The sequence below is a fragment of the Erwinia sp. B116 genome, assembly GCF_002865965.1.
Classification (GTDB): domain Bacteria; phylum Pseudomonadota; class Gammaproteobacteria; order Enterobacterales; family Enterobacteriaceae; genus Erwinia.
This window is the reverse complement of sequence record NZ_JRZZ01000011.1, coordinates 54,427-68,757: the sequence shown is the minus strand read 5'-3', so window position 1 is coordinate 68,757 and position 14,331 is coordinate 54,427. Positions and strand designations below refer to the sequence as shown.

Here is a 14,331-nt window from a genome sequence, read left to right as displayed (position 1 = left end):
CGGTAGTGTCAGCATATTATTGGGCGAAAAGTAAACATAAGGCAACGGCGAACGGCTGGCGATGAGACCGGGAGCGCAAAAGGTCCGGCGTGCGGGCAAAGGCGGGGGGCAGAACGCCCCGCCGCTTAAAAACCATCACTTAACGTGTCGGGTAGTGATGCTTGATGTTTTGATTAAAAAACTGGCCCTTTGAGGGCGCAGCCATCAGGAAATGCCAGGCGGTAAGCGGAACGTGACAGTAGGTAAACATGTTACCGGAACAGGTTTCCACTTGCAGAATTTGCCTGTCAGCGTCATACCCGATGGACTGAATAGTGGATGATGCTACACGCTGACGTTTCATCTTAACCTCCCTTACTGTTTTGCAATGGGTGGTTAAATTTTAGCCTGCGTGACCGGTTCTGCCTTGTCGGCGATCAAGAAAACAGGGGGGGTGGCACGAAAAGTTAATCAGGGAGGGAGCGGGGAAAAAATTGCCTCGGAAAATGGAAACCCAGCAGCACTTTCCGAGGCCATGCAAATGCATAATTCGTTACAGGCAGACACTGTAACGAACTTCGGAAAGTTGTACAAGATAAATTTATTTGTACAGATTAATTGCAGCGCCAGTGAGGACAGCGGCACTGTTGCGGTGAGAGGGAGCAAAAAGCTTCACCCGGCCCGGCCAAACTTGCTAAAGTTTAGCACTCAATGTCTTAACGGGATTTTTTATGTCGAACGAAATTGCACATCCGTCCAGCAGCCCAAAACAGGCTGCACTTCAGCTGGTGATTGAACTGGTACGCGCAGGAAAGCTCAGCCCGCTGCAGGGGGATGCCTCCAATATGATCTCGATTTACGAGCAGTTCAAAGCGCACTTTGAAGCGGACAAGCACAAACACGCGTCAGACTCCGCGATCTCCTGATATTGTGAATGCCCCGCTGACCCGGGGCTGAAACAGGTTTGTTTCTGGTGGTCCGATCGCAATGGCACCCACAGGTGCCGGGCGCTGTCATCGTAACTCCCCCGGATCATCTGACCTGCTCCCTGCTCCGATCCCTGTATCTGAAGGGTGAATCAGCCGACAATCCGCCCGCGATCCATATGTACCGCACGATCGCACATATGATCGATCACGTCGGGATCGTGGCTGACCAGCACCATGGTCAGGTTCTCCTGCTGTTTCAGCTGATTCAGCAGGTTGAGGATCTCCGCCTGTACCGACATATCCAGCGCCGAGGTGGGTTCGTCAAGCAGCAGGATCTTCGGTTCCAGCAGCAGCGCGCGGACGATCGCCACGCGCTGGCGCTGGCCGCCGGAGAGCTGATGCGGATAGCGATCCGCCAGCGCCGTATCCAGCCCGACGTGGCTGAAGGCGCTATCGATGCGATCGTTGATGTTGTCCAATTTTAGCAGCTTAAGCGGCTCTGCCAGCGTGCGGCGCAGGCGATGGCGCGGGTGCAGCGAGGCATAGGGATCCTGGAACACCATCTGCACGTCGCGGCGAAGTTGCCCGGTGAAGGCGTTGCCGGGTAGCGCCGTATGTCCTGCCAGCCGCATCTGGCCCTGCCAGTGCGGGTTCAGTCCGGCCATCACCCACAGCAGCGACGATTTGCCGCAGCCTGAGGGGCCGACCAGGCCAAAGCACTCACCGGCAGCGATGGTCAGGCTGACATCATGCACCACGGTGCGCAGCTCGTAGCCCTGCCTGTGCGCTACGCTCAGCTGGTTTAACTCAATCATGCTGACCTCCGGCCTGCAGCGCGGCGCGGTCCAGCACCGGCAGTGGCTTACCGTGCGTGGATTTGTTCGGCCTGCATGACCACAGCGTGCGGGTGTAGGGGTGGGTAGCGTGGGGCAGATCGGCGGCCTGCAGGGTATCGAGAATATCGCCCTGGTACATTACTATCACCCGCTCGCAGTGTTCGGATACCTGTTGCAGATCGTGGCTGATCAGCAGCAGCCCCATATCGCGCTGTTCCACCAGCTTGCGGATCAACGCCAGTACCTGATCGCGCATCGCGTGATCGAGCGCCGAGGTCGGCTCATCAGCGATCAAAAAGCGTGGCTCGGCGATCAGCGCCATTGCCAGCATCACCCGCTGGCCCATGCCGCCGGAGAGCTGATGCGGGTAACGCTGCATCAGCTCGGCCGGCTGCGGCAGGCCCACCGCATCCAGCATCTCGCAGACCTTCTCTCTGGTCTCCGCCCGGCTGAAGCGGCCGTGCAGCTTCAGCGGCTCGGCGACCTGCCAGCCGATGGTGCGCATCGGATTGAGGGCATATTTCGGGTCCTGCATCACCATCCCCAGCTGGCTGCCGCGCAGCTGGCTCCAGCGGCGCTCGCTCAGCGTCAGCGCATCTTCACCGGCCACGCTGAAGGTGTTGGCCCGCAGCCGTAGCGAAGGTGAAAGCAGCCCCATCAGCGCACGGGCGGTCAGCGATTTGCCGGAACCGGACTCGCCGACCAGCGCCACGCGTTCGCGGCCAAGGGTGAAGCTAATATTATTCACTAACGCCGATCCGGAGGGGGCATAAATCGTCAGGCCCTCTGCCACGATCGGCGCGGTTGTATCAGTTGCCATTTCGGGTATCCAGTCGGTCACGCAGGCCGTCGCCTGTCAGGTTAAAGGCCAGGCTGGCAAACAGAATTGCGCCGCCGGGCACGGCGGCCACCCACCACTGGTCGAAAATCACCTTACTGCCTTCGGCAACCATCGAGCCCCATTCGGCGGTCGGCGGCTGGATGCCCATGCCCAGGAATCCCAGCCCGGCGGCAGCGAGAATAATGCCGCCAAGGCTCAGCGCGGCACGTACCACGGCAGTAGGCAGGCACAGCGGCAGAATATGGCCAAACATCAGGCGCAGGCCGTTAATACCCTGCATCCGTGCCGCCGCCAGATAGTCACTGCGGCGCAGCGCCAGAGTTTCGGCGCGAGCCTGGCGGGCAAAGGGGGGCCAGCTGGTGAGCGCCAGCGCCAGCGCGCCGTTCATCAGACCGGGGCCCATCATCGCCACCAGCGCCAGGGCGATCACCAGATTGGGCAGCGACAGGAAAATATCGGTAATGCGCATCAGCACCCGCTCGCTCCAGCCACCGAGATAGCCGGCGCTGATGCCGATCAGCATGCCGACCGGAATGGTCAGCACCAGGATCAGCGATACCAGCAGCAGGGTGGGCCTTGCGCCATAAATCACGCGGGATAACAGGTCGCGGCCAAAGCCGTCGGTGCCCAGCCAGTGAGCGGCGGACGGCGGCGTCAGGCGCACGGCCATCTCCTGCGCGTTAGGATCGTATGGAGCCAGCAGCGGCGCGAACAGCGCGGTCAGAATCAGCAGGCCAACCAGCGTCAGGCCGATGCCTAAGGTGATATTGCGCCGTGCGGTTTGCGGCCGCAGGCGCGGTGGAACGGTTGAAGTGTGGCTCATCGGGTTCTCGGGTCGGTCAGATAGGTTAACGCATCCGCCAGCGCGTTGATGATGATAAAGCAGCCGCCAATCAGCAGCGTGGATCCGAGGATCGCCGGCGTATCTGAAGCAAACAGCGCGGTGGTCATATAGCGCCCGACGCCCGGCCAGGCGAAGACCGTTTCGGTCAGCACTGAACCTTCCAGCAACGACGCATAGGAGAGCGCCAGCACGGTAATCAGCGTGCCGCGCACGTTAGGAAAGATATGCAGCAGCAGGATGCGACCGCGGCTGGCCCCTTTGGCCCGCGCCAGCGTCACATACTCTTTGCTGCTCTCTTCCAGCATCGCGGCGCGCAGCAGGCGGGTAATGGTAGCCATCGACAGCAGCCCCAGCACCGTTACCGGCAACCACAGATGGGCGATGGCGTTGCGGAACATCTCCGCGTCGCCAGACAGCCAGCTGTCAATCAGCACCAGGCCAGTTTTCGGCTCCAGAGTGTAGATCCAGATATCGTCCAGCCTTCCCGGCCCGGCCGACCAGTGCAGCACCGCATAGAACAGCAGCAGCCCGAGCAGCCCGAGCCAGAACACCGGCACCGAATAGCCAAGCAGGGAAATCAGCCTGGCGACGTTATCCAGCACGCTGCCCGGTTTCCAGGCGGCGGCCAGCGCCAGCAGGATGCCAGCCACCGAGCCAAAAATCATCGCGCAGGTGGCCAGCTCAACGGTTGCCGGGAAGGTACGCAGCAGATCGCTGGCCACCGGCTGGTTGGTGATGCTGGAGATGCCCAGATCGCCGCGCAGCAGGTGGGTCAGATAGTGCCAGAACTGCATATAGACCGGCTGATCGAGGCCGAGATCGCGGCGTACCTGGGCGTAGGTGGATTCACTGGCGTGATCGCCGGCGATCTGCAGCACCGGATCCACCGGTGACAGGTGTGACAGGGCGAAGGTGAACACCAGCAGCCCGACCAGGGTAACCGCCAGTGAAATCAGCGCACCCAGCGCGCCGCTGCTGCGCCGCCAGAACAAACGGGCCCCGTCAGGGGCCCCGCGTTGGCTTGAACCACTCAGCATTACTTGGTGACCTGGCTGTAATAAACCATATCCGGGTTGATACCCTGCACATAGCCCTGCAGATTATCGCGCAGCGCCACCAGGTTACGCGCCTGCATGCCGACCACATACGGTGAATGCTGCTGCACTTCACGCTGCATTTTCTGGTACAGCGCTACGCGCTTCGCCGGATCGGTTTCTGCGGTGGCGGCCAGCGTCTGTTTGCTCAGCTCCGGAATATGCCAGTTGGAGCGCCAGGCCAGCGTTTTGCTGCCGTCTTCCGGGTTATAGGCGAAGGCGGCCGCGTTGGTGTTCGGGTCGAAATAGTCTGCGCCCCAGGCGTTTAGCGTCGCCTCATACTGGTGCGCCTTAACCCTTGTTGCGACCTCGCTGCTGATGCCCGGCTGCACCTCAACCTTCACGCCACCTTTGGCAAAGCTGGCCTGCAGCGCCTGGGCGATGTCCAGATACGGCGGCTGGTTGCTGGTGGAGAGCTTGAAACTGACGTTGGTCAGGCCGGCTTTTTTCAGGATCGCTTTGGCTTTCTCCGGGTCATAGGTGAACGGATTATCGTTCAGCGCACCGAGGAAACCTTCCGGCAGGAACGACTGATGCACCTGGAACTGGCCCTTCAGCAGGTCGTTGGCAATGCCTTTGTAGTCAAACAGGTAGCGCGAAGCTTCCCATAGCGCCGGGTTTTTCAGCACCGGATTAGCGTCGATATTGAACTGAACGTAGTACAGCGAGGCCATCGGCACCGCCAGCGTTTTGACGCCGGCCTTATCCTTTAGCGCCGCCATCTGATCGGCACCCAGGTTACGGGCGATATCGGCATCACCCTGCTCCAGCAGCAGGCGGCGTGCGGCCGGCTCCGGCACGTTCTTAATCAGCACGTTTTTCAGCTTCGGTGCGCCGGCCGGTGAGGTCGGATTGGCGCTGAACAGCACCACTTCATGGGGGATAAACTTGCGGATCTGGTACGGGCCGCTGCCCGCAGAGTGCAGGCCCAGCCACTTGTTGCCGAAGTCGCCATTTTTCGCATTGGCCGCGACGGTTTTTTCGTCAACGATTGATGAGACCGGGGCGGCCAGCAGGCTCAGCACATAGGTCGGGCTGACGTCGGCACTCCAGCTGATCTGCACGTGCTTATCGTCGATTTTTTTCAGCTGGGCATCAACGTTGTCTTTGGTCCAGCCGAGCTGAGTCAGAATAAACGACGGGTCGAGGTTCAGCTTTACCACGCGCGAAAGAGAGAAGATTACGTCTTCCGGGCGCAGCGGGTTGCCGGAGGCAAATCTGGCATCATCGCGCAGGGTGAAGGTCATGCTGCGGTTATCCGCACCCGGCTGCCAGCTGGTGGCCAGCGTCGGCTTGAGGTCGGTCGGGTTCTGTGGGTCAGACTGAACCAGGCGCTGATAGAGGTTAGTAAACGCCTGTACCGAGGTCAGTTCAAAACCTTCAGCCGGATCGAAGCTGCTGGCATCATCGATAGACTGAGCGATCACCAGCGTGTCAGCCGGGGTGGCAGCCGTCGCGGTAAAGGAGGCCGCCAGGGCTACCGCCATCACTGAGGGAGCTAAAAATTTCATGGTGTTTCCTTACCTTAAGATTTGTCGCGAGTGTAATTTAACCCTGCGAAATAACCATAGTAGATTATTGGCTAACGTTATGAGTAATGGTTATAAGCCAGCAAAAAGAGTTATAAACATCAGAGATGCTGTGGATTAATGGGAAAAAGCCAGCCACAGACCCGGTGCAACGCCAAGGAAATTATTGAGCATATGCAGAAAAATGGGGAGTCTGAGTCCGTTGGAAACGAAGCGAGCCGCGCACAGCAGCAGCGAGAGCAGCACCAGCGCGATCAGCGTTTGCAGATGCACGTACTGGGTATGCACGGCGGCAAAAATAAGCGAACTGAGCAGCGAACAGGCCAGCCGCTGCCGAGGTGCCCACAGTAACAGCCCCTGCAGCACAAAGCCGCGGAACAGGATCTCCTCATACACCGGTGCGAGAAAGACCACCGCCAGCGAGAACAGCACCACGGTATACAGCGAGCCGGTTTGCTGCGCACCGGTCCAGCCTTCGCGCTGCAGATAGAGTGACTGTGCAGCAATCAGCGCGATTAGCATCGCGCTGAACAGCAACGCCTGGCGCAGCGTTAGCCTGCCTGAGGGGATCGGGGTGTCATAACTGCGAACATACCAGCGGTAAACCGGCACCAGCGCGGCAAATTCCAGCGCACATAGCAGCGGCATCAGCAGGCCACTGGACTGCAGGTAAGTGAAATTCGGCAGCGCACCGACCAGCACGCTAATCGCATACCAGATAAACAGTGCGCCTGCACAGAGCAGGGTATGGGTGATGCGATCGCCGGGTAGGGTCATGCAGAGTTCTCTGTGCCAGGAGGCAACGATGATAACGTCTGCACGGTGGGCTGTCGATGGTGTGCCTGCATGGGAAATCATTGCGCAGGCGCACACAGGGTTAACGGACTTTTACCGCCACCAGCGTCATTAACAGGGCAAAAGCCAGAAACAGAGTCAGTTCCATACTGTATTTCTCTTGAGGATTAGCCTTGAAATTATAACCCGCAGGTAAGGTTTTTTTGAGCGATGCGTGCGCCTTAAAAGGCAAGGGAGGCAGCAATATGAGCTGTTTTTCTTGCGGCTTACGCGATTAAATCTGTTAGTCTTCACAGTAAATCGCTGGTTATCTACGCAAAAAGAGGAGCAGAAAACATGACCATTTATGGAAAAATCGCGGTAGTCACGGCGCTGATGGCGCTGTCAGGTTGCCAGTCAGCGGGCAACAAGGGCGCGGCGTCTGCCGCCGTGGATCCTGAGCTGGATCGCTGTGGTGCGTCGCAGTATCAGCAGTATGTCGGCAAGCCGCTTTCGTCGATTAACGACGTGCGCTTCGAGGGGCCGGTGCGTGCTATCCCGCATAACTCCGCGGTCACCATGGATTTTAATCTTAATCGTCTGAACTTTATGGGCGACCAGCAGCAGAAAATCACCCGCGTCTACTGCGGTTAAGCGGCTGCTGACGGGCCTGTGCACGGGCCCGTCAGTACTGCCATTTACGCACCCACCACAGCCGTATCCATACCCCAAGGTCACTGGTCCAACCGCTGGTGGTGCTGACCGCTTCACCTTTCGCCACGATAATCATGGTAGGAGAGGCGGTGACCTGCCAGCTATCGGCCAGTTCACCGCGGCTGTCATTGACTACGGGGACGGCCAGGTGATGCCCCTGCAGGTAGCGCACTATACCGATGTCATCCCCCGAGCGGACGGCAACCGTCAGCACCCCGATGCGTTTGCCGTCAAGCCGCATCATCAGCGGCAGGCTGTCCTGGCAGGCGGCGCACCAGCGGTTCCAGAACCATACCACCAGCGGCTTTTTAGCGCTCAGCTCGGCCAGGGTCAGATCGCGCCCGTCAATCGTGTGCAGCGAGCGTGTGGCGAAATCTGCCGGCAGGATCGGGGCGCGCAGGCTATCGTGAAGTTTAATCGTTAACACGATGATTATCAGCGGTAGCAGCAGGTATTGGCACAGCTGGCGGGCACGTTTTAAAAGTCGTCTGTTCCACTGGCTCACAAGCCGTCTCCTGATTTATTTCAACGCGATAACGGAGCGGGGCGGCCGCTGGTCGGGGGCTTATCTTAAAGGTGTGATGACGAATGGCAATCGTTCGGCGTGTAAACATTCGTATAGGTTATCCGCAGCAGGTTTCGCCGTTTCTTGTGGGGCGGATGGCGTCTACCTGCGGATGCCAGAGCGGGTTGCCCTGTGGCGATGGCATTGGCGGTTTGCGCAGCACATTTGTCGCGCAGGATTGATTTTTTCCCCTTAAATTCAATAAGCTGACATTTAATGACTTTTTTTGTTTTATTAATGCTTGTTATCGCGATGGTGTTATGAGTAAATGTGTCCGTCGGTTTTGATACAGACCCACGTATGCGAGCAATTTTAGTAAAGCAGTCTTCAGTTAAGCGTAACGCTGACTGACCTCCTTCTTGAGTGCCTCATAGTAATCCCTGTTGACAAACCTCGTGCCCTATGCGGCTTATCTACAATATTGAAGGATAGACACATGTCTAACAAAATGACTGGTTTAGTAAAATGGTTCAACGCTGAGAAAGGTTTCGGCTTTATCTCTCCAGCTGACGGCAGCAAAGACGTGTTCGTACACTTCTCTGCAATCCAGAACCAGGGTTTCAAAACTCTGGAAGAAGGCCAGAAAGTTGAGTTCTCTATCGAGAACGGCCAGAAAGGCCCTGCAGCTGCAAACGTTACTGCGCTGTAAGTGATGCCTGCTTCGTTGTCAGCGAATCGGTTAAACCGGTTCTGTTAACAACGAAATACAAAAAACCCGCCTCTGGCGGGTTTTTTGCTTTCAGGCGCGGAAAAATATCAGGCTCGTCGTGGTACACTTTTGGCTCATAGTGAAGCCAGAAGATAAAGCCGTCACAATGGAATCCTGGAAGGTTAACCTCATCTCAGTCTGGTTCGGTTGTCTGTTTACCGGCCTGGCCATCAGTCAGATTATCCCGTTTCTGCCGCTCTACGTTGAGCAACTCGGTGTTACCGATCCCGGCGCTCTGACGCTGTGGTCCGGCCTGATTTTCAGCATTACCTTTCTGATTTCTGCGATTGTTTCACCGATGTGGGGCAGCCTTGCCGACCGTAAAGGGCGCAAGTTGATGCTGCTACGCGCCTCTTTTGGCATGGGCGCGGTGATTTTGCTGCAGGCATTCGTCACCAACGTCTGGCAGCTGCTGGCGCTGCGTGCGCTGATGGGGCTGACCTCCGGCTATATCCCTAACGCGATGGCGCTGGTGGCCTCACAGGTGCCGCGTGAGCGCAGCGGCTGGGCGCTGAGCATGGTTTCTACCGCACAGATCTGCGGGGTGATTTTGGGGCCGCTGATGGGCGGGCTGCTGGCCGACTGGGTTGGGCTGCGGGCGGTATTTCTGCTTACCTCGGGTTTGCTGCTGGTAAGCTTTATGATCACCCTTTTTCTGATTAAAGAGGGCGGGCCGCCGCGGGTCAGGAAAGAGGACAAGCTTAGTGGCACGATGGTATTTCGCACGCTGAGCCGGCCGGGGCTGGTGATCAGCCTGTTTATGACCACCCTGGTTATCCAGCTGTGTAACGGCTCCATAAGCCCGATATTAACGCTGTTTGTGCGCGAACTGGAGCCGAACGTACAAAATATCGCCTTCCTCAGCGGCGTGGTTGCGGCGATCCCTGGCGTGTCGGCGCTGCTCTCGGCCCCCTCGCTGGGTAAACTCGGCGATCGGATTGGCGCGCAGCGCATTCTGTTTGCCTCACTGATCCTGACAATAATGCTGTTTATCGGCATGTCCTGGGTGACCAGCGCCACCCAGCTGGCGATACTGCGCTTCCTGCTGGGCTTTGCGGAAGGTGCGATGATGCCGGCGGTACAGACGCTGCTACTGCGTTATTCCAGCGACCAGGTGACCGGGCGTATCTTTGGCTATAACCAGTCGTTTATGTATCTGGGTAACGTGGTGGGTCCATTGATGGGATCCGTGATTTCAGCCGGCGGCGGCTTCCGCTGGGTGTTTGCCGCCACCGGTCTGGTGGTGTTGGTCAATACCGTGCAGCTGATCTGGTGCTATCGGCGGCCTCACCCGCGTTAAGGCGCCGCGATCGTCATTCACCTGCGTCCCCCGGACGATGATCGACGCTGAAAATGGGTTTGAGCGCAGGGCGGCTACAGCTTTTCGTCGGTATAACCGCAGGAAAATGTTAAGCGCGGTTACCGCCGGTAAAAAGCCCGTGGAACCAGAGTAATCTGCATTGTGAGCGGCTGGAACGGCGCTTACTATCACCGCGAAATGACAAACTGAGGTTATCCCATGATTCGAATTCTTAAAGCGGTGAGTGTCGTTGCGCTGGTTGCAGCATTAAGTGGCTGCCTGTTCCCACCACCGGGTGGCGGCGGCGGTTGGGGCGGTGGTGGTCACGGCGGCGGCCATGGCGGCGGCGGGCCACGCGGTGGCTTCATGGCACCCTGATGCTTAGCTGACCGTTTAAACCGGAGCAACACAGAGGGCTCCGGTACTCATTAACAGCAATAACATCCGGGATTAAACTTTAATAATCAATAAGCGAAACGTTTCGCTTTTCATTACCCGCATTTCTCCCCTTTATGGTGCATAAGCAGCGAAAATATAATAAAAAAGGTTATTCTCTTTTCATTACTTCGATGATACCGTCTTGCTTTATTATATTGAGACAGTGTTATGAAAAACCTTGTTGCAGAGCTACTGATCAGACTGGCTGAAAAAGAAGCAGAATCGAAAGAACTGGTCGCTCAGGTTGAGGCACTGGAAATCGTGATGACCGCGCTGCTGCGCAAGCTCGATAGCGAGCATCTGCGCCAGATTAATGAGAGCGTCACCTCGGCGATGAATACTGCTTCCGTCTCCGATGCGGGTACCGATCATCCGGAAGAAGTCACCCTGTTAGAGAATTATATTCAGCGTCTGCTGACCCACCCACGTCAGTAATCCTGCCCAGCTGTCACCGAATCACCGACGGTGACAAAATAATCCCTTCTGCCACGATCTTGCCCGCATTATTCTCTTTTTTTCTCACCGAATACTTTTCACGTGCCACACTTTATGTTGGTTTAAAAACAATAAAGGGATGGGAAGGGTATGAAAACTAGCATGCTGATCTCGGCTGTACTGCTGTCGTTGCTTGCTGCCGGTAATGCTGTAGCAGCAGATAAAACGCCTCAGCAGGAAAAAATGACGGTCTGTAACAAACAGGCGGGTGAGAAAGCGCTTAAAGGTGACGATCGTAAAGCCTTTATGAGCAACTGCCTGAAGAAAGATCAAAAGATGGAGGGCATGACGCCGCAGCAGATGAAAATGAAGACCTGTAACGCGGATGCGACCCAGAAAGCCCTGAAAGGGGATGAGCGTAAAACCTTTATGAGCAGTTGCCTTAAAAAGGGTTAATGGCGGGAGGCCGCTAACGGCTAGTGCTCCTCGGGCGTTAAGCGGGTAATTCTCCTTCAGACCGGGTGCATTCTTGTGCACCCGGTTGGTTTCTGGCATGACCGCTGCGCCTGCCCGACGGTATCAGGCTTTACTCATCCGCTCGGATTTGGCCATACATTGCTGGATGGCCTCAATCACGGCGGCGCGCAGGCCTTTCTCTTCCAGCACCCTGACCGCCTCAATGGTGGTGCCGCCCGGTGAGCAGACCATATCTTTCAGCTCTCCCGGATGTTTACCGGTTTCCAGCACCATCTGTGCGGCACCTTTCACCGCCTGGGCGGCGAACTGATAGGCCTGCGCACGCGGCATACCGCCCAGCACCGCCGCATCGGCCATCGCCTCAATAAACATAAAGACGTAGGCGGGCGCAGAGCCGCTCACCCCGACCACGGCATGGATGAGATACTCCGGTACCAGCGACGCTTTACCAAATCCATTGAAAATCGCCACGATCTCATCAGCTTCTTCGCGGCTGACCAGCACGTTAGGTGTGACTGACGTCATCCCCTCATTCACCAGCGCCGGGGTATTCGGCATCACCCGCACAATTTTACGGTCATGGCCCAGCACGCCGGCCAGCGAATCCAGGGTCACGCCCGCCGCAATCGACACCACCAGTGTCTCTTTATTCAGGCTGCCGGCAACCTCTTTGAGCACGTTGAGGATCACATTAGGCTTAACCGCACCAAACAGTATATCCGCCTGTTTCGCCACCTGTTCGGCACTTTCCGCCGGGGTAATCCCATACTGCTGCTGCATGGCCTGATTGGTGGCAGGTTTGCGGTCAAAAACCCAGATATTCTCCGCTTTTATCTGCCCACCAGCGACCAGGCCCGCAATGATTGCCTTAGACATATTGCCGCAGCCGATAAAACCAATTTTCTTGTCCACCCTGTTCTCCCTGTCTGTTCTGTCTGAAAGATGGCTAATGCCCTTTCACCTTACCGCAGCTCAGGCCGTGCTGGAACCTTCTGGCACTGGGTTTCGATTATCACCAGGCAGATCTGCCGGGTTTTGCAGCAGGCTGGCACCGGGTAAAAACGCGTCGGGCGGCGCCAGTGTTTGCTTCTCCCGAACGTATTCTCTTTGTTATTCAACCAAACGGTGGGATGATCGCCAGCCTGAACGATGGGAAAACAGGAACTGACTATGCCGATCTGGGTGGATGCCGATGCGTGCCCGAAGGTGATTAAAGAGGTGCTGTACCGCGCCGCTGAGCGTGCGCAGATGACGGTTACGCTGGTGGCGAACCAGCCGCTTAGCGTACCGCCGTCGCGCTTTATACACACGCTGCGCGTAGCGGCAGGGTTTGACGTGGCGGATAATGAAATTGTTCGCCGTGCACAGGCGGGCGACCTGGTGGTGACCGCCGATATTCCGCTGGCTGCCGAAGTGATTGAGAAGGGGGCGGTGGCGCTGAATCCGCGTGGTGAACGCTACAGCCCTGCGACGATTCGCGAACGCCTGACCATGCGAGACTTCATGGATACCCTGCGCGCCAGCGGGGTGCAGACAGGAGGCCCGGCGACGCTCAACCAGCGCGATCGCCAGCAGTTTGCCAACGAACTGGATAAATGGCTGCAACAGCAGAGGTAAACAGCTCCCCTGACTCCTCCGGGGGAGCTGCGTCAGTGGTCAGACAAAACTGTCATCGTCGTCGTCATAGCCGTTATCAAAATCATCACTTCCGAAGCCGGCGAAGTCACCCGCGTTATCCTGCGGCTGGTCACTGTTCTGACTGAAGAACGACCCGTGGTCGTTATTATTAAAGGTGTCCTGATCCGGATCGAAATCAGGTTCCGGCAGCGCCGGTTCGTTAATGATATTTACAATCTCTTCCGGCTGCGTATGGTGAAACATGCTGCTGAGCATCTCCGCCATCACCACACCGCCGGCCACACCGACCGCGGTCTGCAGCGCGCCGCCGAGGAAGCCTCGCCCGGCCGCGGGGGCGGCAGCGTATTGCTGTGGCTGTTGCGGCTGGGGTGGAGTCCATCCCGTTGAGGCCGGCTGCTGGGCAGGGGCGCTGCCCCAGGCCGAAGAGGCGGGCTGCTGAGCCGGCTGCGGCGCACGATTACCGCCGCCAAACAGCCCGGCGAGAAATCCGCCGCTGCTCTGTTGCGGTGCCTGCTGTTGCTGCTGCAGGCGGCTTTCAAGCTCGCTGACCCGACTGTTTAACTGCTTCATCGCCGCTTCCTGAATCAGGATCGCCTGGGCCATATAGTAGGGGGCCCCCGGCTGCTGCAGGACCCGCTGCTGAATCAGTTTTTCCGCCGCGGCGTCGCGCGGGCTGGACTGTGACTCCGCCTGTTTTAAACGGCTGAACAGGCTTTCAATCAGATGTTGCTCTTCGTTTTGCATGGTTGTTCTCCGTAAAAGGGCGATGCCTCTATTTTGATCGGACGGGGGGGAAAGTAAATTATGCTGGAGTAAGCAAATGTTGCGATATTTATCTTGATTCCATGCTGGTGTGTAATTTTTTATTTACATGTTAACCTTATAATATCTATGTAATTAAATGAAGTTCACCCTCTGTTAGCTGTAAATAAAACGTTACTACTGGTCCGCGGATAAAATGTCCGGTATTATTCGCTCCAGTTATTCACTCGTGGTGCCGGTAATGCGGCTCACGCCAGAGTCTGCCAGAGGAAGGGCCCTGTTATGTCGTTACCCGTTTATCTGATCGGCGCACGTGGCTGCGGTAAAAGCACCGTGGGCGAAGCGCTGGCATTGGCATTGGGCTATGCCTTCATCGACACCGACCGTTATCTGCAGCAGATCGGTGGGCAAACGGTAGCTGAGGTGGTGGCAGCTGAGGGCTGGTCAGGATTTCGTCGCCGTGAGAC

At 57.4% G+C, this 14,331-nt stretch carries 18 protein-coding genes; 8 read left to right on the top strand and 10 right to left on the bottom strand.

The window, feature by feature from the left end:
* Positions 1-139: 139 nt before the first annotated feature.
* Positions 140-343: a KTSC domain-containing protein gene (locus NV64_RS10415; RefSeq protein ID WP_101505865.1), complete on the bottom strand. Its 204-nt coding sequence runs from the start codon at positions 341-343 to the stop codon at positions 140-142.
* Positions 344-710: 367 nt separating this feature from the next.
* Between NV64_RS10415 and NV64_RS10410 the strand changes: the two genes are divergently transcribed.
* Positions 711-905 carry a hypothetical protein gene (locus NV64_RS10410; RefSeq protein ID WP_056233851.1) on the top strand — a complete coding sequence of 65 codons (195 nt, stop codon included), beginning with the start codon at positions 711-713 and terminating at the stop codon, positions 903-905.
* Between the two features lie 152 nt (positions 906-1,057).
* Here NV64_RS10410 and NV64_RS10405 read toward each other — a convergent pair whose 3' ends face one another.
* The 6 genes from NV64_RS10405 to NV64_RS10380 form a co-directional block, all read right to left on the bottom strand.
* Complete coding sequence (locus NV64_RS10405; RefSeq protein ID WP_056233853.1) at positions 1,058-1,723, bottom strand: ABC transporter ATP-binding protein; 666 nt, start codon at positions 1,721-1,723, stop codon at positions 1,058-1,060.
* A complete protein-coding gene (locus NV64_RS10400; RefSeq protein ID WP_056233855.1) occupies positions 1,716-2,564 on the bottom strand; it encodes an ABC transporter ATP-binding protein in 849 nt (282 codons plus the stop codon). Before NV64_RS10400 ends, NV64_RS10405 begins: the two co-directional genes overlap by 8 nt.
* Complete coding sequence (locus tag NV64_RS10395; RefSeq protein WP_056233858.1) at positions 2,554-3,408, bottom strand: ABC transporter permease; 855 nt, start codon at positions 3,406-3,408, stop codon at positions 2,554-2,556. The genes NV64_RS10400 and NV64_RS10395 overlap by 11 nt, the downstream gene beginning before the upstream one ends.
* Positions 3,405-4,466, bottom strand: coding sequence for an ABC transporter permease (locus NV64_RS10390; RefSeq protein ID WP_101505864.1), 1,062 nt, complete (start codon positions 4,464-4,466; stop codon positions 3,405-3,407). Before NV64_RS10390 ends, NV64_RS10395 begins: the two co-directional genes overlap by 4 nt.
* Positions 4,466-6,034 carry an ABC transporter substrate-binding protein gene (locus NV64_RS10385; protein ID WP_056233861.1) on the bottom strand — a complete coding sequence of 523 codons (1,569 nt, stop codon included), beginning with the start codon at positions 6,032-6,034 and terminating at the stop codon, positions 4,466-4,468. The genes NV64_RS10390 and NV64_RS10385 overlap by 1 nt, the downstream gene beginning before the upstream one ends.
* A 135-nt stretch (positions 6,035-6,169) precedes the next feature.
* Positions 6,170-6,829 carry a CPBP family intramembrane glutamic endopeptidase gene (locus tag NV64_RS10380; RefSeq protein ID WP_056233863.1) on the bottom strand — a complete coding sequence of 220 codons (660 nt, stop codon included), beginning with the start codon at positions 6,827-6,829 and terminating at the stop codon, positions 6,170-6,172.
* 354 nt (positions 6,830-7,183) lie between these two features.
* Between NV64_RS10380 and NV64_RS10375 the strand changes: the two genes are divergently transcribed.
* A complete protein-coding gene (locus NV64_RS10375) occupies positions 7,184-7,480 on the top strand; it encodes an I78 family peptidase inhibitor (RefSeq protein WP_101505863.1) in 297 nt (98 codons plus the stop codon).
* A gap of 31 nt (positions 7,481-7,511) precedes the next feature.
* Here the strand turns inward: NV64_RS10375 and NV64_RS10370 are convergent, their stop codons facing one another.
* The gene (locus NV64_RS10370) at positions 7,512-7,967 is read right to left on the bottom strand and encodes a redoxin domain-containing protein (protein ID WP_158239889.1); all 456 of its coding nucleotides are present in this window, start codon (positions 7,965-7,967) and stop codon (positions 7,512-7,514) included.
* Between the two features lie 574 nt (positions 7,968-8,541).
* Between NV64_RS10370 and cspA the strand changes: the two genes are divergently transcribed.
* The 4 genes from cspA to NV64_RS10350 all read left to right on the top strand — a co-directional run bounded on the left by cspA (position 8,542) and on the right by NV64_RS10350 (position 11,443).
* The gene (gene cspA, locus NV64_RS10365; protein ID WP_056233869.1) at positions 8,542-8,754 is read left to right on the top strand and encodes an RNA chaperone/antiterminator CspA; all 213 of its coding nucleotides are present in this window, start codon (positions 8,542-8,544) and stop codon (positions 8,752-8,754) included.
* A 166-nt stretch (positions 8,755-8,920) separates the two neighbouring features.
* Positions 8,921-10,114, top strand: coding sequence for a multidrug efflux MFS transporter (locus NV64_RS10360; protein WP_101505861.1), 1,194 nt, complete (start codon positions 8,921-8,923; stop codon positions 10,112-10,114).
* 606 nt (positions 10,115-10,720) lie between these two features.
* Positions 10,721-10,987: an anti-adapter protein IraP gene (gene iraP, locus NV64_RS10355; RefSeq protein WP_056233873.1), complete on the top strand. Its 267-nt coding sequence runs from the start codon at positions 10,721-10,723 to the stop codon at positions 10,985-10,987.
* Positions 10,988-11,137: 150 nt separating this feature from the next.
* Complete coding sequence (locus tag NV64_RS10350) at positions 11,138-11,443, top strand: PsiF family protein (RefSeq protein ID WP_056233875.1); 306 nt, start codon at positions 11,138-11,140, stop codon at positions 11,441-11,443.
* A gap of 123 nt (positions 11,444-11,566) precedes the next feature.
* Here NV64_RS10350 and proC read toward each other — a convergent pair whose 3' ends face one another.
* Positions 11,567-12,376, bottom strand: coding sequence for a pyrroline-5-carboxylate reductase (gene proC / locus NV64_RS10345; protein ID WP_072166314.1), 810 nt, complete (start codon positions 12,374-12,376; stop codon positions 11,567-11,569).
* Between the two features lie 258 nt (positions 12,377-12,634).
* On the opposite strand from proC, the gene NV64_RS10340 reads away from it, so the two are divergent.
* A complete protein-coding gene (locus NV64_RS10340; RefSeq protein WP_056233877.1) occupies positions 12,635-13,081 on the top strand; it encodes a YaiI/YqxD family protein in 447 nt (148 codons plus the stop codon).
* A 39-nt stretch (positions 13,082-13,120) separates the two neighbouring features.
* Here the strand turns inward: NV64_RS10340 and NV64_RS10335 are convergent, their stop codons facing one another.
* A complete protein-coding gene (locus tag NV64_RS10335; RefSeq protein ID WP_056233879.1) occupies positions 13,121-13,846 on the bottom strand; it encodes a DUF2076 domain-containing protein in 726 nt (241 codons plus the stop codon).
* A gap of 300 nt (positions 13,847-14,146) precedes the next feature.
* Here NV64_RS10335 and NV64_RS10330 point away from each other — a divergent pair.
* Positions 14,147-14,331, top strand: a 185-nt coding sequence (locus NV64_RS10330) for a shikimate kinase (protein WP_304529219.1), incomplete at its 3' end; no start/stop codon positions are given.

Coding starts and splice junctions, on each gene's coding strand:
- NV64_RS10340 (WP_056233877.1), top strand. CDS start 12,635: ATGCCGATCTGGGTGGATGCCGATGCGTGCCCGAAGGTGATTAAAGAG.
- NV64_RS10415 (WP_101505865.1), bottom strand. CDS start 343: ATGAAACGTCAGCGTGTAGCATCATCCACTATTCAGTCCATCGGGTAT.
- NV64_RS10380 (WP_056233863.1), bottom strand. CDS start 6,829: ATGACCCTACCCGGCGATCGCATCACCCATACCCTGCTCTGTGCAGGC.
- NV64_RS10400 (WP_056233855.1), bottom strand. CDS start 2,564: ATGGCAACTGATACAACCGCGCCGATCGTGGCAGAGGGCCTGACGATT.
- NV64_RS10335 (WP_056233879.1), bottom strand. CDS start 13,846: ATGCAAAACGAAGAGCAACATCTGATTGAAAGCCTGTTCAGCCGTTTA.
- NV64_RS10410 (WP_056233851.1), top strand. CDS start 711: ATGTCGAACGAAATTGCACATCCGTCCAGCAGCCCAAAACAGGCTGCA.
- NV64_RS10350 (WP_056233875.1), top strand. CDS start 11,138: ATGAAAACTAGCATGCTGATCTCGGCTGTACTGCTGTCGTTGCTTGCT.
- iraP (WP_056233873.1), top strand. CDS start 10,721: ATGAAAAACCTTGTTGCAGAGCTACTGATCAGACTGGCTGAAAAAGAA.
- cspA (WP_056233869.1), top strand. CDS start 8,542: ATGTCTAACAAAATGACTGGTTTAGTAAAATGGTTCAACGCTGAGAAA.
- NV64_RS10395 (WP_056233858.1), bottom strand. CDS start 3,408: ATGAGCCACACTTCAACCGTTCCACCGCGCCTGCGGCCGCAAACCGCA.
- NV64_RS10375 (WP_101505863.1), top strand. CDS start 7,184: ATGACCATTTATGGAAAAATCGCGGTAGTCACGGCGCTGATGGCGCTG.
- NV64_RS10405 (WP_056233853.1), bottom strand. CDS start 1,723: ATGATTGAGTTAAACCAGCTGAGCGTAGCGCACAGGCAGGGCTACGAG.
- NV64_RS10385 (WP_056233861.1), bottom strand. CDS start 6,034: ATGAAATTTTTAGCTCCCTCAGTGATGGCGGTAGCCCTGGCGGCCTCC.
- NV64_RS10360 (WP_101505861.1), top strand. CDS start 8,921: ATGGAATCCTGGAAGGTTAACCTCATCTCAGTCTGGTTCGGTTGTCTG.
- NV64_RS10390 (WP_101505864.1), bottom strand. CDS start 4,466: ATGCTGAGTGGTTCAAGCCAACGCGGGGCCCCTGACGGGGCCCGTTTG.